The organism is Sphingomonas sp. CFBP 8760, from assembly GCF_014841615.1.
Lineage (GTDB): Bacteria > Pseudomonadota > Alphaproteobacteria > Sphingomonadales > Sphingomonadaceae > Sphingomonas.
Window position 1 is genome coordinate 266,122 of sequence record NZ_JACYUG010000004.1, and the last position, 24,763, is coordinate 290,884.

22 protein-coding genes, 1 pseudogene and 1 riboswitch are annotated in these 24,763 nt (G+C 67.0%); of the genes and pseudogenes, 8 read left to right on the plus strand and 15 right to left on the minus strand.

Translation table 11 applies throughout. The features are described 5' to 3' along the window. Positions 1 to 69 precede the first annotated feature (69 nt). The 3 genes from IFT82_RS07630 to IFT82_RS07640 all read left to right on the plus strand — a co-directional run bounded on the left by IFT82_RS07630 (position 70) and on the right by IFT82_RS07640 (position 3,644). Positions 70 to 450 (plus strand): winged helix-turn-helix transcriptional regulator, encoded by a 381-nt coding sequence (locus IFT82_RS07630; protein WP_192125709.1) that lies wholly within the window; start codon positions 70 to 72, stop codon positions 448 to 450. A gap of 152 nt (positions 451 to 602) precedes the next feature. Then, positions 603 to 3,107 (plus strand): TonB-dependent receptor domain-containing protein, encoded by a 2,505-nt coding sequence (locus tag IFT82_RS07635; protein ID WP_192125710.1) that lies wholly within the window; start codon positions 603 to 605, stop codon positions 3,105 to 3,107. A gap of 90 nt (positions 3,108 to 3,197) precedes the next feature. Then, positions 3,198 to 3,644 carry a BLUF domain-containing protein gene (locus IFT82_RS07640; RefSeq protein WP_192125711.1) on the plus strand — a complete coding sequence of 149 codons (447 nt, stop codon included), beginning with the start codon at positions 3,198 to 3,200 and terminating at the stop codon, positions 3,642 to 3,644. Here the strand turns inward: IFT82_RS07640 and IFT82_RS07645 are convergent. Both IFT82_RS07645 and IFT82_RS07650 read right to left on the minus strand, forming a co-directional pair. After that, positions 3,585 to 4,517, minus strand: coding sequence for an AEC family transporter (locus tag IFT82_RS07645; protein WP_192125712.1), 933 nt, complete (start codon positions 4,515 to 4,517; stop codon positions 3,585 to 3,587). The genes IFT82_RS07640 and IFT82_RS07645 overlap by 60 nt on opposite strands. Before the next feature lie 11 nt (positions 4,518 to 4,528). After that, the gene (locus tag IFT82_RS07650; RefSeq protein WP_192125713.1) at positions 4,529 to 6,022 is read right to left on the minus strand and encodes an FAD/NAD(P)-binding protein; all 1,494 of its coding nucleotides are present in this window, start codon (positions 6,020 to 6,022) and stop codon (positions 4,529 to 4,531) included. A 193-nt stretch (positions 6,023 to 6,215) separates the two neighbouring features. Between IFT82_RS07650 and IFT82_RS07655 the strand changes: the two genes are divergently transcribed. Continuing rightward, positions 6,216 to 7,856, plus strand: coding sequence for an inorganic phosphate transporter (locus tag IFT82_RS07655; protein WP_192125714.1), 1,641 nt, complete (start codon positions 6,216 to 6,218; stop codon positions 7,854 to 7,856). Here the strand turns inward: IFT82_RS07655 and asd are convergent. Next, on the minus strand, positions 7,851 to 8,723 hold the full coding sequence (gene asd / locus IFT82_RS07660) for an archaetidylserine decarboxylase (protein WP_192125715.1): 873 nt from the start codon (positions 8,721 to 8,723) through the stop codon (positions 7,851 to 7,853). The genes IFT82_RS07655 and asd overlap by 6 nt on opposite strands. 32 nt (positions 8,724 to 8,755) lie before the next feature. Here asd and IFT82_RS07665 point away from each other — a divergent pair, with 32 nt between their 5' ends. Continuing rightward, positions 8,756 to 10,432 (plus strand): aminotransferase class III-fold pyridoxal phosphate-dependent enzyme, encoded by a 1,677-nt coding sequence (locus IFT82_RS07665; RefSeq protein ID WP_192125716.1) that lies wholly within the window; start codon positions 8,756 to 8,758, stop codon positions 10,430 to 10,432. Here IFT82_RS07665 and IFT82_RS07670 read toward each other — a convergent pair. After that, positions 10,405 to 11,013, minus strand: coding sequence for a hypothetical protein (locus IFT82_RS07670; RefSeq protein WP_192125717.1), 609 nt, complete (start codon positions 11,011 to 11,013; stop codon positions 10,405 to 10,407). The genes IFT82_RS07665 and IFT82_RS07670 overlap by 28 nt on opposite strands. After that, entirely contained in the window at positions 11,010 to 11,660 is a 651-nt protein-coding gene (locus IFT82_RS07675; protein ID WP_244646585.1) for a class I SAM-dependent methyltransferase, read from the minus strand. The genes IFT82_RS07670 and IFT82_RS07675 overlap by 4 nt, the downstream gene beginning before the upstream one ends. Before the next feature lie 215 nt (positions 11,661 to 11,875). Here IFT82_RS07675 and IFT82_RS07680 point away from each other — a divergent pair, with 215 nt between their 5' ends. Continuing rightward, a complete protein-coding gene (locus IFT82_RS07680) occupies positions 11,876 to 12,835 on the plus strand; it encodes a UDP-2,3-diacylglucosamine diphosphatase (RefSeq protein WP_446740948.1) in 960 nt (319 codons plus the stop codon). Further along, positions 12,832 to 13,854, plus strand: coding sequence for a glycosyltransferase family 4 protein (locus tag IFT82_RS07685; RefSeq protein ID WP_192125719.1), 1,023 nt, complete (start codon positions 12,832 to 12,834; stop codon positions 13,852 to 13,854). The genes IFT82_RS07680 and IFT82_RS07685 overlap by 4 nt, the downstream gene beginning before the upstream one ends. A gap of 1,127 nt (positions 13,855 to 14,981) precedes the next feature. Here the strand turns inward: IFT82_RS07685 and thiC are convergent. The 9 genes and pseudogenes from thiC to IFT82_RS20800 all read right to left on the minus strand — a co-directional run. After that, a complete protein-coding gene (gene thiC / locus IFT82_RS07695) occupies positions 14,982 to 16,829 on the minus strand; it encodes a phosphomethylpyrimidine synthase ThiC (RefSeq protein WP_192125721.1) in 1,848 nt (615 codons plus the stop codon). Between the two features lie 40 nt (positions 16,830 to 16,869). Then, positions 16,870 to 16,978, minus strand: a riboswitch (TPP riboswitch). A gap of 109 nt (positions 16,979 to 17,087) precedes the next feature. Then, a complete protein-coding gene (locus tag IFT82_RS07700) occupies positions 17,088 to 18,140 on the minus strand; it encodes a ferritin-like domain-containing protein (RefSeq protein ID WP_192125722.1) in 1,053 nt (350 codons plus the stop codon). A 49-nt stretch (positions 18,141 to 18,189) separates the two neighbouring features. Beyond that, positions 18,190 to 19,200: a ferritin-like domain-containing protein gene (locus tag IFT82_RS07705; protein ID WP_192125723.1), complete on the minus strand. Its 1,011-nt coding sequence runs from the start codon at positions 19,198 to 19,200 to the stop codon at positions 18,190 to 18,192. A 189-nt stretch (positions 19,201 to 19,389) separates the two neighbouring features. Then, positions 19,390 to 20,262, minus strand: a complete 873-nt coding sequence (locus tag IFT82_RS07710) for a MipA/OmpV family protein (protein WP_244646586.1) — start codon at positions 20,260 to 20,262, stop codon at positions 19,390 to 19,392. 69 nt (positions 20,263 to 20,331) lie between these two features. After that, on the minus strand, positions 20,332 to 20,775 hold the full coding sequence (locus tag IFT82_RS07715; RefSeq protein WP_192125724.1) for a DUF2141 domain-containing protein: 444 nt from the start codon (positions 20,773 to 20,775) through the stop codon (positions 20,332 to 20,334). Beyond that, on the minus strand, positions 20,687 to 21,496 hold the full coding sequence (locus IFT82_RS07720; RefSeq protein WP_192125725.1) for a sterol desaturase family protein: 810 nt from the start codon (positions 21,494 to 21,496) through the stop codon (positions 20,687 to 20,689). The genes IFT82_RS07715 and IFT82_RS07720 overlap by 89 nt, the downstream gene beginning before the upstream one ends. Beyond that, positions 21,493 to 22,236: a fatty acid desaturase gene (locus IFT82_RS07725; RefSeq protein ID WP_342355072.1), complete on the minus strand. Its 744-nt coding sequence runs from the start codon at positions 22,234 to 22,236 to the stop codon at positions 21,493 to 21,495. The genes IFT82_RS07720 and IFT82_RS07725 overlap by 4 nt, the downstream gene beginning before the upstream one ends. After that, positions 22,233 to 22,748 carry a sterol desaturase family protein gene (locus tag IFT82_RS07730; protein ID WP_192125726.1) on the minus strand — a complete coding sequence of 172 codons (516 nt, stop codon included), beginning with the start codon at positions 22,746 to 22,748 and terminating at the stop codon, positions 22,233 to 22,235. Before IFT82_RS07730 ends, IFT82_RS07725 begins: the two co-directional genes overlap by 4 nt. Positions 22,749 to 22,909: 161 nt before the next feature. After that, a pseudogene (locus IFT82_RS20800) lies at positions 22,910 to 23,353 on the minus strand (GNAT family N-acetyltransferase); the annotation flags it as partial. Positions 23,354 to 23,476: 123 nt separating this feature from the next. On the opposite strand from IFT82_RS20800, the gene IFT82_RS07740 reads away from it, so the two are divergent. Then, positions 23,477 to 24,331 (plus strand): manganese catalase family protein, encoded by an 855-nt coding sequence (locus tag IFT82_RS07740; protein WP_192125727.1) that lies wholly within the window; start codon positions 23,477 to 23,479, stop codon positions 24,329 to 24,331. Between the two features lie 210 nt (positions 24,332 to 24,541). On the opposite strand, the gene IFT82_RS07745 is transcribed toward IFT82_RS07740, so the two are convergent. Continuing rightward, positions 24,542 to 24,763 carry a hypothetical protein gene (locus tag IFT82_RS07745; RefSeq protein WP_192125728.1) on the minus strand — a complete coding sequence of 74 codons (222 nt, stop codon included), beginning with the start codon at positions 24,761 to 24,763 and terminating at the stop codon, positions 24,542 to 24,544.

The following is a 24,763-nucleotide window of genomic DNA, read 5'->3' on the forward strand; positions in this document are numbered from 1 at the left end:
CTAGGCAGCGGCGGGGGCATCTTCTAGACGGCACCGAACAGGGGGCCAGGCACCAGGGGGTAACCAGCGATGCAGCCGGGATCGACGGAACCGGAATGGCGCGAGGATTGCGCACCGCGACGCGTACTGGCGCTGTTCGCGACCAAATGGACCAGCATGGTGCTGCATACACTCCACGCGCAGCACGACGGCGCGGCGCGGACCGGGGCGTTGCTGCGCAGCCTGCCGGGCATTTCCAAGAAGATGCTGACGCAGACCGTGCGCGAGATGGAGCAGACGGGCCTGATCACCCGCCATGTCGAAAGCACGATGCCCCCGGCGGTGGAATACCGGCTGACGCCACTGGGCCGCCGGTTCGTCGAGCCGGTCGAACTGCTCTATGCGTGGGGGCGCGACAATGCCGACGCGCTCGACGCGCTGGGCAGCCGGCCATCGGCACGGCGATCCTGACCGGTCGCCCCCGCCGCATCGGCTCCTGAGACGAGTCACCGCAAAGACACACTCTGCAACCGATTGTAACTGGGCGTTGCAATCGTTTGTAATGTGAATATTGAAGGCATCGGAGATCGCGTCTCACGCGACGTTTCTACAGGAGAGGGTTTATGCGGATCACGAATTTGCTCGCCGGCACGGCGCTGATGCTGGTCGCCCAGGCCGGTGCGGCACAGACGATGGCTCCGGTCGATCAGACGACCGCCGACCAGACCGCGACCGATCAGGCTGCGGCGACCGATGGCGACAATGCCGATATCGTGGTCACGGGCGTCGCACGCGGCACCAACCGGCTCGACACGTCGGTATCGGTCAGCTCGATCGGCAGCGACCTGACGACGAAGCTCGCCCCCCGCAACACCGCCGAAATCCTGCGCAACCTCCCCGGTATCCGGGTCGAGGCGTCGGGTGGCGAAGGCAATGCCAACATCTCGGTTCGCGGCCTGCCCGTGGCATCGGGCGGCTCCAAGTTCCTCCAGTTGCAGGAAGACGGCCTGCCGATCCTGGAATTCGGCGATATCGTGTTCGGCAATGCCGACATCTTCCTGCGGCCCGACCTGTCGCTGGCCCGGATCGAATCGGTTCGCGGCGGCTCCGCCTCGACCTTCGCGTCCAACTCCCCCGGCGGCATCATCAACTTCATCTCCAAGACCGGCGAGGAGGATGGCGGCGCCTTCCAGCTGTCGAGCGGACTCGACTATCGCGAATTCCGCACCGATTTCGCCTATGGCGGCCATATCGACGACAAGACGCGGTACGAACTGAGCGGTTTCTACCGCCTGGGCGATGGTCCGCGCGACGTCGGGTACGACGCGATGCGCGGCGGCCAGATCAAGGCGAACATCACCCGCGAGTTCACCGGCGGCTATGTCAGGCTGTACGGCAAGTATCTCGACGACCGCGGCCTCGCCTTCCTGCCGAACCCGGTCCGCGTGACCGGCACGAACAGCGATCCCACCTACACCAACCTGCCGAACTTCTCGATCAACGAGGATACGCTGCACAGCCGCTACATCCAGACCGTGCGGTCGCTCGACGGGAACAACCGGCCGACGACGCGCCGGATCGACAACGGCATGCATCCGGTAGTGAAGTCGGTCGGGCTGGAAGGCCAGGTCGAGATCGCCGACGGCATCAGCCTGACCGAGCGGTTCCGCTATTCGGATATCTCGGGCGACTTCACCTCGCCCTTCCCGGCCGCCGTGGGCGACGCGCAGACCACGGCCAACGCGCTGGGCGGTGCCGGCGCGCAGCTGTTCTACGGCAGCGGTCCGCTCGGCGGGCAGCGGATCACCAGCCCGTCGACCCTCGGCGGCAACGGCCTGCTGACCAGCGTGGTGCTGTTCGATGTCGATCTGAAGAGCCTGAACAACATCACCAACGATCTGCGCCTGAACGGCGACTTCGCGCTGGGCGAGGGCAAGGTCAGCGTCACCGGCGGCTTCTATGCGTCGCGGCAGGACGTGAAGACCGACTGGCTGTGGAATTCCTTCTACCAGTCGGTGCAGGGCAATGGCGAATCGGTGCTGGTCGATATCCGCACCGCCGCCGGCGTGCCCGTGACGCAGAACGGCAGCTCGGGCTATTCGGCGACCTTCTTCGGCAATTGCTGCCGCCGGTCGTACGACATGCGCTACGACACCTATGCCCCGTTCGCGCAGCTGGGCTACGAGATCGGCAAGTTCAACATCGACGGCAGCCTGCGCTACGACTTCGGGCGGGCCCGCGGGACCATATCCGGCGGGGAGGTCACCGGCGTCAGCGGGCTGCAGACGATCGATCTGGACGGCAACGGCATCATCAGCGCGCCCGAGCGTTCGGTCGGCTTCATTCCGGCGAACAGCACCGCGCGCATCCGTTACGACTACGATTACCTGTCCTATTCGGTCGGCGCCAACTATCGCCTGTCGCAGACGATGGCCTTGTTCGCCCGCTACAGCCGGGGTGGCCGCGCCAACGCCGATCGCCTGCTGTTCGGCCCGCTGGTCAACAACCGGACCGGCGATCTGGTCGATGGCGCCAAGCCCTACGACTATGTCCGTCAGGCCGAAGGCGGCGTGAAGATCAACCTGGGCGCCGCGGCCCTCTATGCCACCGTGTTCCATGCCAAGACGCAGGAGACGAACTACCTGTTGTCGCAGCAGCAGTTCACCAGCCGCGACTACAAGGCGACCGGCGTCGAGTTGGAAGGCCGCATCCGCCGCGGCATCTTCTCGCTGGCGGCGGGCGGTACCTATACCGATGCCGAGATCACGCGCGATGCGACCGATCCCACGGTCGCCGGCAACCGCCCGCAGCGCCAGGCGAAGTTCGTCTATCAGGCGACCCCGCAGATCGACCTCGGCGCGGTGTCGTTCGGCGCCAACGTGATCGGCACGACGGCGAGCTACACCCAGCCGGTCAACCAGCTGAAGATGCCGGGCTATACCCAGGTCAACGGTTTCCTGTCGGTTCGCCCGGCGCCGGGCGTCACGCTGAACCTGAACGGCAACAACCTGTTCAACGTGAAGGGTATCACCGAGGCGGAGGATGCCGCGATCCCCGCCAACGGCATCGTCCGCGCCCGGTCGATCAACGGCCGCACCATTTCCGCATCGGCGCGGTTCGACTTCTGAGCCTTTGCCGCCGCGATGGCCGGCCGGTCGAACCCGACGTTCGATCGGCCGGCTATTGCGACCGGGCACAGGGGCCAATATTTACGCACCATGCACGACGATCCGCTCCGCCAGATCTTCTATCACAGCCGGTCGACGGGACGCGCCGATCTCGGCGCGATCATGGCATCGTCGAAACGCAACAACGGCATCGACGGGATCACCGGCGTGCTGTTCCACGACGGCCAATCCTATCTGCAGGTGCTGGAGGGGCCGGCGTCCAGCGTCGCGACCACCTATGACCGCATCTGTGCCGATCCGCGGCATACCGACATCACCGTCATCAGCGATCAGGTGATCGAGGACCGCGACTTCGCCTATTGGAGCATGGAACTGCGCGAGACGGGCGCTCCGTCCGACGACGCCACCTGGCGGCTGCGTCGACGGCTGGAGCGTTTCTCCCCCGATCTGCACCATTATTTCTTCGATGGTGGCGGATCACCCGACGCCCACCGCGCCCATGACCGCGACGGCCAGGGTGACGAGCAGCAGCGATAGCAGGCTGGACAGCGCCACCAGGATCGCGGCGTCCTTTTCGCGCGTCCCGAGCAGCGAGGCGAACAGCGAGACGTTCGCGGCGATCGGGAACAGGGCGATCAGCCCGACCAGAGCGCGTTCACGCATGCCGAGGATACCGACGAACGCGGCTTCCAGCGCCAGCACGATCGCGACCAGCACGACCGCGCTCGCCTGCCGCACCGCGAGTATCCGGCCGAGCAGCGGGATATCGAGGTCGCCGCCCTTCACGCCGGCCAGATTGAACCCGATCACCGCCATGCCCAGCACCGACACCGCGGTCGACAGCGTGTCGGCGACGGGCCGCACGCCGTCCGGCACCTCGACCCCCGCGATCTTGAGGATCACGGCGAGGACGAAGGCGTAGAATAACGGGATACGCAGCGCCTTCGACGCGGCGCGGCGCTTGCCCTCCCTGGTGCGTGCGACGAGGTAGTAACCGATCGTGTCGCCGTACAAGGCGGTGCCGACGAAGGCGCAGATGATGGTGGAGACCGCCGCCTCGCCGAACAGCGCGCTGGCCACCGGCATCCCGAAAAAGGCGACGTTGAAGAACGAGAAGCTCGCCGACAGCAGTTGCGGATCGAACCGGTCGCCGATCCGGCCCGACAGCCAGCGGGCGGGCAGCGCCATCGCGGCGGCGACCGCGAACATCATCGGCGGGATCACCATCAACTCGCTGGGTTCGGCGCCCAGCACCTTGTCGATCACCAGCAGCGGGATGAAGGCGTAGACCAGCACCGTCGAGATCAGTTTCGGCGCGCGCGGCACATGGCGACCGACGCCCCAGGCCAGCAGGACGACGCCGAACAGGGGCAGGACCTGCGTCGCTATGCCGCCCAGCCCACCGCTCATCGACCCTCCGCTCATTCCTGCTCACCGGTGATCTTGGTCAGGATATCCTGCACCGTGCGTTCCGCGCAGGCGACGTTGAACCACACCGCGTTGGTATCGCGCTGGACGCCGTTGACGAGCTGGCCGATGGCATAGAGGCGCGGCGCGCCGCGATCGCGGGTGATGACCGCGCCGCTGTGGCGATGCGCCTCGACCCCGCCGGACGGGTGGGCGTGCAGCCAGCCGCGATCGACCAGATCGCGGACCAGCGCGTCGGGAATCTCGTCCAGCTTCATCGCGGTGCCGGTCGCGTTGACGACGACAGGTGCGCGTAGCACCGTGCCGTCGGCGAGACGGGAGAGGAACATGCCCTCGTCCGCGTCCCATTCCGTCGTCACCACGCCTGCATGGACGTGCAGCTGGCCGCGCGCGGCGGCGGCGGCGAGGCGGCGGGCGTTGACCATCGGCATGGTGAAGCGGGCGGTGGCGAAATGCGGCGCCAGCCAGCGGCCGAACCGTGCCCGGTCGCGGGGGCCGAGCAGGTCCCACATCGCCGATGCCTCGAACCGGGCGGAGGTGAGGATACGCTGGAACACCTCCTCGCCGGCTTCCGCCCGCGCCATGTCAGTCGGCAGCAGGTCGAGCGCGGGCCGGTCGGTGCGGTCTTCGGCCCTCCAGTCGACCGGTGCGCCGACGGCCTCCTCCGCTTCGCGCCGGAACAGCCGGAACAGGTCGACGATCGAGAAGCGGGGGCCACGCTCCCGGATCAGGCGATGCATCTCGCCCAGGGTGAAGTGGCGGCGGGGATAGGTTTCCTCCGGCCGGGGTATCTCGACGCGGGGCAGCATGCCGTCCTTGGAGACGAAGCGGATCAGGCCGCGATGATCCTGATCGAGCAGCGTCGCCAGCGTATCGATCGCGCTGAGGCTGCTGCCGAGCACGATCACGTCCGCCTCGCGGTCGATCCCCTCACGCAGCCGCGCGGCGGGCCATGGAAAATCGACATAGCCGGGCCGTCCATCCAGCTCCTCGAACCGGACGGGCTGGGGGGTGCCGAGCGCCAGCAGCGTATAGTCGCTGTCGAACACGGTGCCGTCGGCCAGCCGTACCCGTGCGCCGTCACGGTCGCCCTCGATCGCGGCGGCCTCGCCACGATGGACATGCACCTCGACCCCCGCCTCTGCTGCCCTGGCCATCGCCGCGTCCAGCACGTGACGGATATAGAGGCCATATTCGTGGCGCGGTGCGTATTCGACCGCCTCCGGATCGAGCGGCCGCCGCTCGCCCAGCCAGCGCCGGAAATCGCCGGTCTCGTGCGCGTACAGGCCCATCAGCCGCGATTCGGTATTGAGCAGATGGCCCGGCTGATCGGTGCCGAAAGCCAGACCGGGCCCCAGGTCCTCGTCGCGCTCGACGAGGTTGATCGTGAGGCCGGGCACCGGCGATGCGGCGAGTCGGATGGTCATCTCGGCAAAGGCGGCGGAGCCGCACGCCCCCATGCCGATAATCGTGATCGAAGCCGGCATGGTGGAGTGTCCCGTTGCGGTGAGCGCCAGAGTGGAGGCGCATCGACAGGGCTTAACTATCTGCACTATCAGGCGTTCCCGGATCGGACATATCGGCCCGGCCGATCGTCCGGGTGGCCCGATCCGGTACGGTGGCCGGACGCGCGCGGGTCCTGTCATCAGTTTGTCGCATAGGGAGAAGAAGGCGGACGGCATGGCCACCATCGACACCGCCCTGCCTGCGCCCGCGACCCGCACCGGGCCGCAACTGGATTCGCACCTTCACCCCGCCGGTCGCTGGGTGTTCATGGCGCTGCTCGCCGGCGGGCTGCTCTATGCGGGGGTGAGCATCCTCGCCGATACGCAGCAGGTCGGCGAGCAACTGGCGACCGGCGTGTTCCTGTTCCTGGGGCTGGCGCTGGTCATCGCCCTGGGCTTCGAATTCGTGAACGGGTTCCACGATACCGCCAATGCGGTGGCGACGGTGATCTACACCCATGCGATGCCCGCGCCGCTGGCGGTGGTGTGGTCGGGCTTCTTCAACTTCCTTGGCGTGATGCTGTCGTCGGGCGCGGTCGCCTATGCGGTCGTCACGCTGCTGCCGGTCGATCTGGTGCTGCATGTCGGCAGCGCGGCGGGCTATGCGATGATCTTCGCGCTGCTGCTGGCCGCGGTGGGGTGGAACCTGGCGACCTGGTATGCCGGGCTGCCCAATTCGTCGAGCCATGCGCTGATCGGATCGATCCTGGGCGTGGGGATGGCCAACCAGTTCCTGTCGGACCTGCCGGGCGGCACGTCGGGCGTCGACTGGGGGCAGGCGCGCAAGGTGCTGGCGGCGTTGCTGGTCAGTCCGCTGCTCGGCTTCGTGGCGGCGTTCGTCCTGCTGCTGGTGATGAAGCGGATCGCGCCCGATCCGGCGCTGTACCGCGAACCCGCCGCCGACCGGCCACCGCCGCGCGGCATCCGGGCGCTGCTGATCGCCACCTGCACCGCGGTCAGCTTCGCGCATGGCGGCAATGACGGGCAGAAGGGCATGGGCCTCATCATGCTGATCCTGATCGGCTGCGCACCGACTGCCTATGCCCTCAACCGCACCGTACCCGAAAGCGCGACGCCGGCCTTCGTCCAGGCATCCGCCGACGCGGGGCGCGCCTTTCGCCGGCAGGCGGCGGGCGAGACGATGACGCCAGAGGCGGCCCGCGCGGCGCTGACCGGGGTGCTGCGCATGCGCCACCTCCAGCCGCCGCGCAGCTACGCCGCGCTCGCCACGTTGAGCGACGACGTGGCGGACCGGATCGCCGGCTACGGCTCGCTCGGCAAGGTGCCGGCGGCGGCCACGCCCAACCTGCGCGGCGACATGTACCTGGTGCTCGACGCGGCGACGCTGGTCAGCAAGGACGACGAGGCCCGCGCGACGATGACCGCCGCCGAACTCGACGCGGTCGGTGCCTATACCGACCGGTTGCAGGAGGGCACGCGCTACATCCCGCTCTGGGTGAAGGTCGCGGTGGCGCTGGCACTGGGGCTCGGCACGATGGTCGGCTGGCGGCGGATCGTCGTGACGGTGGGCGAACGCATCGGCAAGACCCACCTGACCTACGGCATGGGCGCATCGGCCGAACTGGTCGCCGCGTCGACGATCCTGCTGGCGGAGCGGTTCGGCCTGCCGGTGTCGACCACGCATATCCTGTCGTCGGGCGTGGCGGGCGCATCCGTGGCGAACGGCGCGGGGCTGCAACGGCGCACGGTGCGCAACATGGCATTGGCGTGGATCATGACGCTGCCCGCGGCGATGCTGCTATCGGGCTTCCTCTACTGGGCGATGCTGACGGTCATCCACGCCTTCGGATCATGACGACCCCAGCCGCTCGCCGGCCCTGATCCCGCGACCCTCCGCCAGATCGGGGTGGAGGGACAGGCCGCCGGGCAGGAACATCAGGATCGTCGATCCGTGTTCGAACCAGCCCATCTCCGCGCCCCTGGCGAGGGGAACGCGGCAGGCGACGCGGCCGGGGCCATGGTCGCGCAGCAGGGCGGGGGTGTCGAGGAAGGTCAGGCGGATGCCCGCCACCAGGATCGCGGCGACCGCGACCAGCAGGATCGGTGTGCCGTCGGCCAGTCGCGCCTCGATCACCGCGCGTTCGTTACGGCAGAACAGCCGTTCCACCCGGGCGAGCGCGATCGGGTTCACGTTCCAGCAGTCGCCGGACAGATAGGTCACCGCCTCCACCGTCAGATCGGCGGGGGCGTGGAAGCGGTGGTACATGCCCGCGGTCAGCCGCAGCGTGACGAACCGCCCGTCGGCGAAGCGTGCGGCCAGCGCCGGATCGGGCAGCAACTCGTCCAGTCGATAGGGAAATCCCTTGATCTGATAGGCGACCCCCGCGCGCACGGGGCCATGCGCGCCAACGATCGCGTCGCACGGGCTGGCGATCGCCGCCGAATCGGGATCGAACGTCCGCGCGCCGGGACGAAGCGCCCGCGTGAACCCGTCGCGCAGGCTGCGGAACGCGGGTTCCGCCGCATCCGACAGGTCGACGTTCGAAAAGAACCGCCACAGCGCCAGCGCCGGCCGCGCGACCAGCGGATGCTCGACCCGGGCGACCCGGCCGACGATCCGGGTGGCGAGCCGCCGGGGCAGGCGGTTGGTGAGCAGGAAGTTCAGATCCTCCTGCAACAGGATGCGCATCAGCGCGGCACGCACGCCGCCCGGCCTTGTCATGCCCTCGTCACCTCCACCGGGTTGATGGCGGCATGATCCCGATCCTCGCCGCGCTCGCCGCCGTCTCCGCCGGCACCCTGGCCCTTACCAAGGGCCGCCGCCGCCTCGCGCTGTCGCGGGCCAAGCATCCCGGCGCCAGCGGGCATGTCCGCCTCGCCAAGCGGCTGGCGGGGCAGATCGGCGGGTTCGACCATGGCGACCGGTTCTTCCGGATCGACGGGGCCGACGCCGCCGTGGCCGCGCGGCGACAGGCGGGGTTCGAGTGGCTGGGCGCGCTGTATGCCGCGCGTTTTCCGCAGACGCTGGCGCTGACCCGCGAGGCGCGGGCGGGGCTGTCCGACCTGCAATTCACCGGCGCGTACCGCGTACCCTTCCCGTTCAGCGCGCGGGTGCGCGCGAACCTGGGGACGGGGGCGTTCCTCGAACGGTCCGAGGGGCCGGTCGTCGTCGATCTCGACGGCAACCGCCTGATCGACCTGACCGGCTCCTACGGCGTTAACCTGTTCGGGCAGGAATTCTACAAGGCGACGCTGGCGGAGGGCGCGGCGACGGTGGCGGATCTGGGGCCGGTGCTGGGCGCCTATCACCCGGTGGTCGTCGACAATGTCCGCCGCCTGACCGCGCTGTCGGGGATGGACGAGGTATCGTTCCACATGTCCGGGACCGAAGCGGTGATGCAGGCGGTGCGGCTCGCCCGCTATCATACCCGCCGCCCCCGGATCGTGCGCTTCGCCGGTGCGTACCATGGCTGGTGGGGGGAGGTGCAGCCGGGCATCGGCAATCCCGTCTCCGCCGATCGCACGCTGACGCTGGCCGAGATGTCGGACCGCACGCTGGAGGTGCTGCGCCGCCGCCGCGACATCGCCTGTGTGCTGGTCAATCCGTTGCAGGCGCTCCACCCCAATCGCGGTGCGCCGTCCGACAGCCAGCTCGTCGACAGCAGCCGGTGGGCGGGCGCCGATCCGGCGGCCTATCGCGACTGGCTGCACCGGCTGGCCGAAGCATGTCGGGCGAGCGGGACCGTGCTGATCCTGGACGAGGTGTTCATGGGGTTCCGGATGGCACCGGGCGGGGCAGCGGAATATTTCGGCATCCGGCCCGATCTGGTCACCTATGGCAAGACGCTGGGCGGTGGCCTGCCGGTCGGGGTGCTGGCGGGGCGCGCAGGCTTGATGAAACGCTGGCGCGACGACCGGCCGCTCGACATCTGCTTCGCGCGCGGCACCTTCAACGCGCATCCCTATGTGATGGGGGCGATGAACGCCTTTCTGCGCCGGCTGGAGACGCCCGGGATACAGGGACTCTACCGCGATATGGATGCGTGCTGGGAGGCACGGGCCATCGCCATGAACGACGCGCTGGCCGGGGCCGGCGTGCCCGTCCGCGTGGCGCATCTGCAGACGGTGTGGACGATGACCTACACCCGGCCGGCGGCGTATAACTGGATGCTGCAATATTATCTCCGGGCGGAGGGGCTGGCATTGAGCTGGGTCGGGACCGGCCGGTTGATCTTCAGCCTCGACATCGACGATGCGCTGTTCGTGGAGATCGTGGCCCGCGTGGTCGCGGGCGCGCGGGCGATGGCGGCGGACGGCTGGTGGGACGCGCCGGCGGGACTGACCGACAAGGCGCTGCGGCGGGCGGTGCTGGGGGAGGGGCTGCGCGCCCGCCTGCGGCGTGGTCAGGCGGCGGCCACATCGTCCGGATGATCCATCCGCTCGCCGTTCAGCAACCGCCGCGGCGCGCCCTTGTAGAGGCGGAAGTCACTGAACGGATCGGTGACGATCTTCGTCGCCCAGACCAGCCCGGTCGCGACATCGTGGATGAAGAACAGGTGCACGGTGCGGAACGCGATCGCGCCGATCCCGAGCAGCAGCCAGCCGATCCCGACATGCCGCAGATACGCCTCCACCCCGTCGGGGCGGATCAGCAGGCCGAACAGCGTCGGCTGCACCAGCAGCACGACCGGCACCGCCGCCCACAGGCTCATCAGCACATATTTGCGGAACAGGTTGTAGCCGACCTTGATCTCTTCCTTATGGTCGTGGCTGACGCCGTTGACATGGTCGAACGCCTTGGGTTCGAAGAAGAAATGCCCGGCCTGACGACTGGTCATCGCCACGCCCCACGCCATCAGGCTGGCGACCGCCGGGTCGACCCACAGCACCAGATAGGCGGTGATGAAGGTGCAGGCGCTGATGAAATGCAGGCTCTGGTTGATCAGGCTGTGATGGTAGAATCGATGGTCGTCCCACCGCTGTTCGGCGAGTTGCGCGCGGAAGCTGGTCATCGTGGCTGTTCCCCGGACTGGCGAAGCTTGGCGAAGCGGACGAGCGAGAAATGGCCGAGCGGCGGCAGCGGCCGGCGTTCCACCAGTTCGATGTCGGTGCGGGTCATCGCCCAGTCGGCATAGCGGCTCCACGGAAATTCGGTGCGGAAGCCCAGCCGGCTGGTGACGGGCATCAGCGTGCGCTCGATCGAGCCGCGAAGTCCCGTGGCGGCGCCGACGCGAGTGGTGATGACGATCTCGCCACCGGGGCGGCAGACCCGCACGAATTCGTCCAGCGCGCGTTCGGGGTCGGGGCAGGCGGTGACGACATATTGCGCGACCACCACGTCGAAACTGTCCGCCGGGAAATCGAGCGCCGCCGCATCGCCGACCGCGATCGCCTCGACATGGTCGAGACCGTGCAGGCGGACCCGCGCGCGCGCCTTGTCGAGCATCGCATCCGACAGGTCGACGCCGACGATCCGGTTCGCCCCCGAATATTGGGGCAGCGAGATACCGGTGCCGACCCCGACCTCCAGGATACGGCCGCCGATCCGTTCCGCCGCGCGGATCGCATCGGCCCGGCCGCGGCGGAACACCGGGCCGAACACCAGATCGTAGACCGGGGCCCACCGGTCATAGGCGCGGGCGACGCCGCCCGTGGTCATCCGTGTTGCCATCCGCGTCCGGCTCCCGATCATCGACCGGTCCAGCATTCGCAGCATCCGATGGCAGTTTCGGGACGTTCCGATGACGGTTCGTCGTCATCGCATAATAATGCAACCAAGTTGTCACGCGCCTTGCACGCTATTGACTTGATCGCGGTGTAGATACGGCGCGTGGCGGGGAGGGTGATCGCCGTCCGATCAGAGGAGGAAACCTCATGGCTTCACTGTCGGCGCGACCGGTGACTGCGCGATCTGCGACCCCACCGGGTAACCCACCCCAAGGCGGCCGTCGCCTGCCGCCGATGTTGCCCGACTGGCTTCGCGACGGCGATGATGACGGAGACGGCGGCGGGCAGGGCGCGCGCCGGACCCGCTATCGCACCATCTTCATCTCCGACGCGCATCTGGGCACGGCAGGGTCCAATGCCGGGCTGCTGCTCGATTTCCTCAAGCGCCACGAATGCGAGACGCTGTATCTGGTCGGCGACATCGTCGACGGCTGGCAACTGCGCAAGGGCTGGTACTGGCCGCAGGCGCACAACGACGTCGTCCGCGCGGTGCTGAAGATGGCGAAGCACGGCACCCGCGTGATCTACATCCCCGGCAACCACGACGAACATTTCCGCGATTATGTCGGGCTGGAATTCGGCGGCATCGAACTGCTCGCCGACGACGTGCATGTGACGGCGGACGGGCGACGCCTGCTGGTGATCCATGGCGACCAGTTCGACAATGTCGTGCTGTACCACAAGTGGATCGCGTTCCTGGGGGACGGCGCCTACACGCTCCTGCTGAAGAGCAACGGCTGGGTGAACCGGCTGCGCCGCCTGTGCGGCCTGCCTTATTGGTCGCTCGCCGCGCACATGAAGAAGCGCGTGAAGAACGCGGTCCAGTTCATCTCGCGCTTCGAGGAAGTGGTCGCCCATGCGGCGGCCGAGCGCGGCGTCGACGGCGTGGTGTGTGGGCATATCCATTCCGCGGAAATCCGCCAGATCGGCGACATCACCTATTACAACGACGGCGACTGGGTGGAGAGCTGCACCGCGCTGATCGAGGATGGGGCCGGCACGCTGTCGATCGTCGACTGGGCCGAACGGGTCGAACGCGAGGCGCGGGACGATCGTGCCCGCGCGGCCAAGCCCCGGCTGGTCGCGGTCGACGGGGTGGCGGGATGAGGATCGCCCTGGTCAGCGACGCCTGGCAACCGCAGGTCAACGGCGTGGTCCGCACCTTGACCACCACCGTCGCCGAACTGTGCCAACTGGGGCATGAGGTCGAGACGATCACGCCGGACGGGTTCCGGACGGTTGCCTGCCCCAGCTATCCCGAAATCCGGCTGGCGCTGGGCAGTGGTCGGGAGGTCGGGCGGCGGCTGGCGGGCTTCGCGCCCGATGCGATCCATATCGCGACCGAGGGTCCGCTGGGCTGGGCGGCGCGGCGCTGGTGCATGCGCGCCGGCCTGCCCTTCACCACGTCGTTCCATACGCGGTTCCCCGACTATCTAGCGGTACGGACGGGGCTGCCGGCGGGCATCTTCTGGGCGACGCTGCGCCGATTCCATGCGGCGGCGGACCGGGTGTTCGTCGCGACGCCGACGCTGGCCACCGAACTGCACGGCCGGGGGCTGACCCGGCTGCACCGCTGGGGGCGCGGCGTCGACCGTGCGCTGTTCCGGCCGGATGGCCCGCGCCTGATCGAGGCGCAGGATCTGCCCGGCCCGGTAATGCTGCATGTCGGGCGGGTGGCACCGGAAAAGAATATCGAGGCGTTCCTCACCGCCGACCTGCCGGGCAGCAAGCTGGTGGTGGGCGAGGGACCGGCGCTGGCGGGCCTGCGCGACCGTTATCCGGCGGCCCGGTTCATGGGGGCATTGCACGGCGAACGGCTGGCGGCGGCGTATCGCACCGCCGACGTGCTGGTGTTCCCGAGCCTGACCGATACGTTCGGGCTGGTGATGGCGGAGGCGGTGGCCAGTGGTACGCCGGTCGCCGCCTTTCCCGTGCCCGGCCCGCTCGACGTGATCGAACCGGGGGCCGGGGTGCTGGACCATGATCTGGTCACGGCGGTGCGTGGCGCGCTGGCGCTGGACCGGGACGGGGTGGCGGCATCGGGGCGGCGGTTCGACTGGAGCCGTTGCACCGCTGAATTCCTGGGCGGCCTGACACGGATCGCGCGGACGCCGGTGCCGGCCTGATTGCCTCAGGCCGGACCGATAGTCGCTGCACGACGCACCTGCCGGGTCGGCTTGGAGCCGGATGGCATCGGGTTGAACCGGATGTTCGTCGTTGCGAGCGGAGCGAAGCAATCCAGGGCGTCCTGGTCCGGCGCTGGATTGCTTCGCTACGCTCGCAATGACGGATCGGGTTAGACCAATATCATCCCGCTCTAGTGGGGCCGGGAAGCGGAGTGTTTCCACGTCCATGTACCTGACCTTCTGACAGTCTTAATGGCTGGCAGCATGGGGCGACACGGTAGTAGCCCCGACACAATGAACGCAGCGGACGGGCTTGTGCGGCACACATATGGTCTGAGCCGTGAGGATGTCCGGCCGCAGGAGCGGCCAAAATGAGCTATGATTTTTAGCGCGCTAGACGGCGGCGACAGCATTACGAACTTAAACCTGCGCTTTGTCTCACTGCAATGGTCGGGTAAAACATCACGTTTATTAACCCAGAAATGCTCGTTGAGCAGCGCTCGCCATAGTCGCGAAGCCGGAACGCAAAAAACAGTAACCCTTATGGACTCATGCATCAGCGGGTCGACGTAGCAAATTTGATATGGTTAATGGTGCCTGCATCAGGGTTCATTGACCCCGCATGTGTGGGGATAGGCCCCCTTATGGCCTGATGCATGTTTAAGCAGGGGCGGTTCCCCCGCATCTGCGGGGACGATCTCGCTGCCAGTTGCCAAATTACTTTTCAGGCAACCGACGGCAGAACGAAATCAGGGCCGCCGACGGCAATCGGCAGCCCTGATGTAAGGCAGGCATCCCACCTCGTGCTCTTAGCAAGCGCACGTGATTTAGTGGGTCGTTTTTTCCAAGTCAAACCCGGCGATGCCTACGGGGTTGGCGACGAAAGGGCATGACAATGACAACCGCAACCCGCAAGCCGATCGGCACCACCGCACGGACCGGTGAAACCTGCCCTGAATCGGGCGTTTGGCAGGCGCAATCGACGCCTTCCACGACTGCCCCGATCGCAAAGGGAAACCGAATGCCGCCTTATGGCGGTGCGGCTGTGACGTGGAAGCTGATCCGCTACGCGTAACAGATACTGGAATATGGGATCAGCCGGGGAGATATATCCCCCCGGCTGATCGTCACTCCGCTGCCGGCAGATAGACCTCGCTGCCCTTTTCCCGGAAGCGTTCGCTCATGGCGGCCATACCGGCTTCGGCGTCTTCGGCGGCGACGAACGTCTCGACCGGCGCGTTCTGTTTGGCCGCGAAGTCGCGGACTTCCTGCGTGATCTTCATCGAGCAGAATTTGGGGCCGCACATCGAGCAGAAATGCGCGGTCTTGGCGCCTTCGGCCGGCAGCGTCTGGTCGTGGTACGATTCCGCCGTGTCGGGGTCGAGCGACAGGTTGAACTGGTCGCGCCAGCGGAACTCGAAGCGGGCGCGGGACAGGGCGTCGTCGCGCATCTTGGCCGCGGGATGGCCCTTGGCGAGGTCGGCGGCGTGGGCGGCGAGCTTGTAGGTCACCACGCCGACCTTCACGTCGTCGCGATCGGGCAGGCCCAGATGTTCCTTGGGCGTAACGTAGCAGAGCATCGCGCAGCCGAACCAGCCGATCATCGCCGCACCGATGCCGCTGGTGATGTGGTCGTAGCCGGGCGCGATGTCGGTGGTGAGCGGCCCGAGCGTGTAGAAGGGCGCCTCGCCGCACACCTCCAGCTGCTTGGTCATGTTCTCCTTGATCTTGTGCATCGGCACATGGCCGGGGCCTTCGATCATCACCTGCACGTCGCTTTTCCATGCGCGATGGGTGAGTTCGCCCAGCGTGTAGAGTTCGGCGAACTGCGCCTCGTCATTGGCGTCCGCGATCGATCCGGGGCGCAGGCCGTCGCCGAGCGAATAGGCGATGTCATACGCCTTCATGATCTCGGTGATCTCGTCGAAGCGTTCGTAGAGGAAGGATTCCTTGTGATGCGACAGGCACCATTTCGCCATGATGCTGCCGCCGCGCGACACGATGCCGGTCACGCGCTTCGCGGTCATCGGCACATAGGGCAGACGGACGCCGGCGTGGATCGTGAAGTAGTCGACGCCCTGTTCGGCCTGTTCGATCAGCGTGTCGCGGAAGATTTCCCACGTCAGCTCCTCGGCGATGCCGCCGACCTTTTCCAGCGCCTGATAGATCGGCACGGTGCCGATCGGCACGGGCGAGTTGCGGATGATCCATTCGCGGGTGTCGTGGATGTTGCGACCGGTGGACAGGTCCATGACCGTGTCCGCACCCCAGCGGATCGACCAGACCAGCTTGTCGACCTCGCTCGCCACGTTGCTGGCGACCGCGGAATTGCCGATATTGGCGTTGATTTTGACCAGGAAGTTGCGGCCGATCGCCATCGGTTCGGATTCAGGGTGGTTGACGTTGTTGGGGATGATCGCGCGGCCGCGCGCGATCTCGTTCCGGACGAATTCCGGGGTGACGTAATCGGGGATTTCCGCGCCGAAGCTTTCGCCGTCGCGGACGTAATCGCGCAGCATCTCGCGCCCCAGATTCTCGCGGGTCGCGACATATTCCATCTCGGGCGTGATGATGCCGCGCCGGGCATAGTGCATCTGGCTGACATTGGCGCCGGCCTTGGCGCGCAACGGCCGCTTGATGACGCGGGGGAATTGCGGGACGCCGCCCGACCGGTCGGGGCCGAGCTGGCCGTTATCCTCGGGCCGGAGTTCGCGCGCGTCGTAGGATTCGACGTCGCCGCGCCCTTCGATCCACTGGCGGCGCAGTTGCGGCAGGCCGGCCATGATGTCGATGCGCGCGTTGTTGTCGGTATAGGGGCCGGAGGTGTCGTAGACGCGCAGGGGCGGCTCGCCGCACGACGGATCGAGCGAAATCTCGCGCATCGCGACGTTCAGCGGGCCGACATGGATCTTCTTCGATCCACGGATCGCGCCGGTGGTGACGCCGATCTCGGTACGGGCGGGGATATCTGCCATGTCGCGTCTCTCCAAATATCGGAGAACGGGCACGGATTTCTGGCGAAAGCCGCTCCCTCCCTCCGCCGGTATCAACCGGATCAGGTTCGGCGGGTCGCAGCCTGCTGACTGCCTCTCAAGCGCGCATGAGCGCTCCCCCGGGGAATGACCGGATCATAGGTGGGTGCGGTGACACACACAAACGAAAAGGGGCCGCGCCGTGTGGCGCGACCCCTTTACCGGCCCGCGGAGGGGGGGCAAGCGGACCGGATCGGTGGATCAGGTGTTGGCGACGGTGGTGCGCACCGCACCGTTGACGCCGGCCGGGAAGAAGCCGCCGCTGCTCGTCCCCGCCGCGCCGTTCAGGTACACGATATTGAGCACCTGGCTGGGCGAGCGGACGAAGGCGATGCCGTTGGCGTCGGTCGGCACCAGATTGGCGGACGTGACGCCAGCCGCATTGGTGAGGGTGAGGCCCTGATCGCGCGACCCGCGCTGATCGAGCAGCCCCGAGTTGATGGTGCCGTCCAGCGTGTCGCGCGCTGCCGAAATCTGTCCTGCCGCCGTGATGAGCGACTGGGTGCTGACCCCCCGCGCATACAGGACGGTGCGGACGAGGCCGGCATGATAGGCCTCCGCCGCGTGGATACCCGCCGCCGCCTCGATGAAGGCCGGCGTGCTGAGCAACTGGACGCCGCCCATATAGGCGGTGACCCCGACATCCTCGAACAGGTACGCGCCCAGCAGGAAGTTGTTCTCGTTCAGGTACGGATCGAAGGTAGCGGTGTTGCCGACGACGTTGGAGGCACGGGCGGCGGCCGTGAACGAGCCGGTAGCGTCGCCCGAAATGTTGATCGTGGGCTGCGCGGCGGCGGCGGCGCCGAGCTGACGGCGCAGGAAGGTGACGTGCGCGATCTCGTCATAGGCGATCTCGCGGGCATATTGCGCGATCACCTGGTCCTGGAACTGCACCGGACGGGGACGACCGGCCTCGGTGGACGGCAATTGCACGCTGCCCTGCGTGCCGATGCCGGCGGTCAGCGCGGCGTTGATCGGCGTGCCGAACGCGGCGTAGCTGTAGAAATTGGCTTCGAGATATTCGAGCTGCAATGCGAAATTGAGCACGTCCGCCTCGGAGACGCCGGTGGTCGGCGCCGCGGTGGGGACAGGGGTCGGGGCATCGTCGTCGTCATCGTCGCACGCGGCCAGCAGCGACAGGCCGCCGGCAGCGATGGCCGCACCGCCCGCGGCCCGCATGAAGCGGCGTCGTTCGACGCGGCGCTTGGCATTGGCTTCTTCGATCACGTCCAGAATGAAGCGTTCTTCGGTCATGACAGGTCCTCTCCTGAGGAAAATTTTGGATGCGAGGGCTTACGACGGATCAGGACGCGGTGACGCTGGCCCGCAGCGCGCCGTTCAGACCGTTCGGGAAGAAGCCGCCCATCGTGGCCGCTGCCGCATTGAGATAGACGATGTTCAGCACCTGGCTGGGGGTGCGGCTGAACGCGAGGCCGTCCGAGTCCAGAGGTACGATGTTCGATACCGGCGCGCCGCTGACCGTGGTCGGCGAGATGCCCTGATCGAGATCGCGCGTCGCGCCGTCCAGCGAGTCGCGTGCATTCGAGATGAGATCGGCATTGATGCGAAGCGCCGGGGTGGCGACGCCGCGTGCGTAGAGCGTCGTGCGGACGATCGCGGCATGATACGCCTCGACCGCCAGGATGCCGGCGGCGGCCTGCAGGAACGTCTTGTTGGTGATGAGCGGCGATGCGCCCTTGTACGCGGTGACGCCGACATCCTCGAAGATATAGGCACCCAGCAGGAAGCTGTTGGCATCGGCATAGGGGTCGAACGGCGTCGTCGTGTTGCCGGCCGGGATCACGCCCGCGGCGCGGGCGGCGGCGGTGAACGGACCGTCGAGCCCACCCGAGATGTTGATCGTCGGCTGTGCGACGGCGGCGCTGCCCAGCGCGCCGGCGCTGCGCAGGAAGGTGACGTGCGCCAGTTCGTCGGCAGCGATTTCACGGGCATAGGCCTGCACGACGGTATCACCGCCGAAATTCACCGCACGAGCCATATTGGCGCCGGTGCCGGTGACGACCTGTCCCTGCGTACCGGTGCCGGTCAGCAGGTTGGCGGCAAGCCCCTGGCCGGTGGTGGCATATAGATAGAATTGCGCTTCGAGATATTCGAGTTGCAACGCGAAGTTCAGAATGTCGGGATCGGTGATCGTCGCGGTCTGCGCATCGGCCCGTTTGGCGAAGCCGAGCGTCGCGGCACCGCCGACGGCCAGTGCGCCCATGCCGAACGCCGCCTTGAAGAATTCGCGTCGTTCGTCCCGGCGTTCCACGCGTCGGTCGAGTGCGTCTATCAGTTGCACGCTGTCGGTCATCTGGTGATCCCCTGAGCTGAAAAGCCGGCACCGATGGCGACGGCAGGCAATCCTCTTCCTACGCGGTGCCCGCCGATACTTCCGGCCAGACACCGGACGCAGAAACGCCGGCCCATCTTCTAAAGACGCACCGGCGTTTGGAATTTATTCACGATCCGTATTCAGCCGATACGGAAAGGGGAAAAGGGATCAGAAGGTGTAGCCGACCCCCAGCGCGGTGGCCCACTGGCTCTTCGATCCGGCGATGGATGTCACGGGGCTGTCCTTGAAGTCGTTCATCATCCCGCGATAGACTACGCCGCCGATCGCCTTCCACCCCTTCAGCAGGTCGCCGGTCAGCGCATAGGTGCCGATCACGCCCAGCGACCAGTTCTTCCACCCGTCGCGCGCATTGTAGACGGGCAGGCCGCTGGCGAGGCTTTGCGCACCGTCGACCGAAAAATAGGTGCGGGCATAGCCGCGCCCGGCCCGTTCCGCCGAGGCGAACAGGCCGACCGCCGCCTTGCGGCTGAGCGGGGTGAAGTAGTTCACCGTCGGCTGCCAGATCGCGCTGTCGTGCGTGTTCGTGACATCGTGGCGATAGCTGAGCGATACCGACAGCTTGTCGTAGGGGCTGGTGATGACCCCGGTCTTGCCGATGCCGACGAAGCCGCCGAGTTCGATCGCGGTGTCCAGTTCGCCGAGTGCGCGGATACGGCGGTCGTCGATGCTCTTGTTGCTGTTGCGGTTGAAGTTGACCAATCCGATCGGCCCCGCCTGCAGGTCCCAAGTCGGACCCGGATTGTCGCGGATCAGGTCGACCGAGGCACGGTTGCCGAGCAGCGTGAAGGTATAGCCCTTGATCGTCGCCAGCACGCCGGGTGCCGGCGTGAAGCGATAATCATTCGAGCCTTCATAGTCGGTGATATAGGCAGCAGCGACACCGACCGTGATCGAGTCACCGGCCATTTGTTCCTCGATCCCGGTGGGAACCGCAGACGGAGCAGCGTCCTGGGCGAGGGCGGGGGTCGCGAAAGCGACCGCTGCCGCCGCGACGGTCAGGGGAAGAATGACGATGCGCAAGACGCGAACTCCTGGAAGATTACGGCCGCGTAACGCGGGCCGGTGGTATTAGGTCCGCGGTGGACGGGGTCAGAAGATGTAACGCATCTGCACCTGTTGCGCTTCGGCATCACTGTCGAGCATGAAGCGGGCGGCGGCGAAGCGCGGCGGTCCGAACCGGATCGCCGGATTGCGCGAGAAGCCGAACCCCTCGCGCGGGATGCCGGCGAAGGTGTCCAGCCGGTTGTTGCTGTTCTCGTCATGGATCACCGCCACGGCATAACCGCCACGCGGCAATCCCGCGAACGACACCGTGCGCGTGCCGGCCGGCACCGAGCGGGTGACGGCGCGGACATCGTCGACGCAGCCGGGGAAATTGTCGGGATCGGCGGTCAGGCAGACCCGCAGCAGCCCCTTGTCCGACCGGATCTTCGCGACCGAGACGTCAAGCCGGGCGACCGGTACCGCCCCGCCCGTCAACACCGCCGCCAGCGGCAGGAGCAGCAGCCAGCGCGCGCTTCGCCGCGCGGGCATGATCGCGGGCGAAATCGCCGATGCCCCGGTCGGTGCCGCACAGGCGATCCCAGTGACGGAAGTAAAGGCCATAATTGCACCCGTAAAGTTCGTGATGACGTTGATGATGGCTGGCGGTAATCAGCCATCCACCCAATGCACCGCGCCACATGAACCGCGGGAAAATCTCCCACCCCATGTGGTTGGTCACTCCCATAACCGTCATGATGGTTAACACCAATGCAAGGCCGGCGACGGGGATCGGAATCACGAATACCAGTAGCGGAATTACCACAGCGCCGGTCAGCGCTTCGATCGGGTGGAACGCCATCGCCGCCCACGCCGTCGGCGGCCGGCTGGCATGGTGCAGGGCATGGGCGATGCGGAACGGTTCGGGCCGGTGCATCCAGCGATGCGTCCAGTAGAACCAGGTATCGTGGAGCAGCAGGTACAGCAGCACCGATACCGGCGCCCACCACAGGGGGCGGTCGCCGATATTCTCGTACACCTGCGTCCAGCCGTGATGTTGCCATCCCCATGCGACGATCCCGGCCGGAATGCCGTAGATCGCGGCAGAGGCGAGGCTCCAGACGATCTCGCGCCGCATCTGGGGGTCCAGCCCGGTATAGAGGCCGGGATGCCGGCGGCGGGTGGCGAACGCGAACGCGCCCGAGACGATCAGGTATCGCACGCCAACGATCGCCGTCATCGCCAGAGCGGACAGGGTGATGGCGAGAATCATGCCGGTTTCTCCTGCCGCTCGGCGATCGCCCGGCGCCGCGCGGGCAGGCCCCACCACGGCGTGCCGGGATGGAGGTGATGTTCGTGATGATAGCCCCCGAAATGGAAACACGTCAGCAGCGATACCAGCGGCGACGCGACGGTGCTGCGCGCGCGGTGCCGGTCGGGAAAGGGCGTGTCGCCGTCGCGGTGCGGCAGCCAGGTGCCGAACACGAACAGCTGCGCCACCGCGCCCAGCGCCGGCACCGCCCAGAAGATCACGATGTTGGCCAGCGGCGCACCCAGCACCAGCGTATAGACCAGCGCAGCCAGCGTGATGCGCACGATCTGGCCATGCGAATAATAGGTCCGGAAGAACTGCCCGAACCACGCGACCAGCCGCGGGTCGCCGCCGTGATAGTCGGGATCGAGCAGGCTGGTGCCGGCATGGCGATGATGGTCGTGATGGCGTGGCAGCAATGTCGCATAGGATAGCCCGGCATAGAGCGCGAGGCAGAAGGCACCCACCGCCCGGTTCAGCCGTGGCCGGCCGGGGGCGAGCGCGCCGTGCATCGCATCGTGCGCGACGATGAACAGCCCGGTGCTGAGCCACGTCTGCACGCCGATCATCACGATCGCGACCGGCAGCGTCGCGAGACTCCACTGCCAGAAGAAGATGCCGGTGACATGGATCGCCAGCCATGCGGCGACGATCGCACCCGCCAGCGTCAGGCCGATCCGGGTCTGGCGGGCGGCGTTCACCGATCGGGCGCCGTTTGCGTGACCGGGGTAGCCGGGGCCGCCCGGCGCGGATCGATCCGCCCGCGCAACTGTGCCTTCAGCGCGGCGGGGCTGCGCGCGAACAGGAAGCCGTGGCTGACGGTGCCGTCCTTGCCCTCTACCGCGTGATGCAGCCGGTGCGCCTGGAGCAGTCGCTTGAAATAGCCGCGCTTGGGTACCCAGCGGAACCCGCCGCGCTGATGGACCAGCAGATCGTGGACGAAGGCGTAGATGCCGCCATAGACGGTGATGCCCAGCGCCATCCACCACAGCGGTTCCCACCATAGCCCGACGACGAACATCACGATCGGCACGATCGCGAAGACGATCGCGTACAGGTCGTTCTTCTCGAACCAGCCGTCGTGCGGCTCGTGATGCGACCGGTGCCAGCCCCAGCCCCAGCCGTGCATGACGTATTTATGCGCCGCCCAGGCGAAGCATTCCATGAACACGACCATGCCGACGACCAGCGCGATCTTTTCCCACCAGGACATTCGACTCGAACTCCGCGACCCACGCAAAGGGGCCGATGCAGCGACTTCGGTAAGTGTTTCCCTTTCGCCTCGACCGCATGGGACGCGAGCCCCGCGATGCGTTCCAGGAAACGGGTAGGGCGGTCGCGATAGCTGCCCTCGGCATAGATGGTGTATCCGACCCGTGCCGCCAACCGCAGCGACGCGGTATTGGCGGGATCGATGATGCACACGGTGCGCGCTATCCGTGTATCGGCCCAGCCGAACAGCGCCGCCAGCGCCTCCGCCGCATAGCCATGGCCGTGCGCCCGACCGAGAAACGCCCAGCCGACCTCCGGCGTCCCGGTGAAGTCCGGTACCGTCGCCCGTCGCGACTCCATGATCCCGACCTCGCCCAGATACCCGCCGCTGCCCGCCTCGCGCACGGTCCAGTGTCCATAGCCGCATTGCTGCCAATGACCGATGTAGCGCAGCAACCGGTGCCACACCTCCTCGGGCGTGAAGATGCGGCCGACGATCGCCTCGTACACCGCCGGATCGGCCCATAGCGACACCATGTCGGCGTGATCCCGGGTCACGGGCGGGGTCAGGATCAGTCGGGCGGTGGTGAGTGTCGGTGCGGTCATGGCTCGACGTCCGTTTGATCTAAGTTACTGTAAAAAAGCCTTTCTTGGACCGGATCGGCAACGACTTTGCGGCAATTCACGAGTTTCCCGTCCTGTCATCGAACCACCGAGGCGGAGAATCCAATGTACTATCATGACAAGCGGCTCCAGTATCCGGTCACCGTCGACAAGCCCAATCCGGAATTCGCCCGGATGCTGCAGCAGGCGATCGGCGGGGTCGAGGGTGAAATCCGCGTCTGCATGCAGTATTTCTTCCAGGCATGGGGCAATCGCGCGCCGACGACGAAATATCGCGACATGCTGCTCCACACCGCGACCGAAGAGATCGGCCATATCGAGATGCTGGCGACCGCGGTCGCGCTCAATCTCGACAAGGCGCCCGCCTCGTTGCAGGAAGAGGGCGCGGCCGACGGTATCGTCGGGGCAGTGATGGGTGGCGGCAATGGCCGGCACGCGATCGAGGGCATGATCCACAAGAATCTGCTGTCGGGCGGCCTTGCGGCGATGCCGATGGATTCGGACGGCGTGCCGTTCAACATGAGCCACATCTATGCCAGCGGCAACGTATCCGCCGACATGTACTGCAACGTCGCGGCGGAAAGTACCGGCCGCGTGCTGGCGGTGCGGCTGTTCAACGCCGCCGAGGACGAGGGCATGAAGAAGATGCTCCACTACATGATCGCGCGCGACACGATGCACCAGCAGCAATGGCTGGCGGTGCTGGAGGAACTGGGCGGCCCGTCCGCCAACCTGCCCATCCCCAATTCCTTCCCGCAGGGCGAGGAGGATCAGGCGAACAACTATAACTTCTACGCGACGGCGGTGGACGGGTCGGTGCCGGACGGCCGCTGGACGAGCGGCCCCTCGATCGACGGACGCGGCGAGTTCACGGTGTTCCAGAACAAGCCGCTGGGCGAGGAACCGATCCTCGGCCCCGCCCGCCCGGACAGCGGCGCGCAGGACAAGCAGATCGGCTGATCCGCCGCTCGCGGGACGATCCGAGGTGTCGCACCAGCGTCCCCCCGGATCGTCCCGTCAGCATATGATCCGGATATGATGACGTGAAGCCTACCCTGCCGTCGCTGCTTCGCTACGCTCGCAACGACGGCAGGGGTCAGGCCCAAGACGGGTCAGGCCGATGTCGTCCCGCCTGCGCCTGCGATGACGGCGTCGTGAACGAACACGACGTTACCGTGTCACCTGCCAATTGGCCTCGTCCAGCGCCGCCTCGGCGACGGTGCCCAGATGGGCGGCCAGTCCCTGAAAGATCGGGATGGTGAAGGTGACGATCACCGGGTCCCCCTCCGGTTCCTTGAAGGTCAGGACCACGAACCGGGTTCCCGTCTCGTCGATCATGAGGCCCGCCTCGATCGCGCCGGGGCCGCTGGGGCTGATGACGATCTCCGCCAT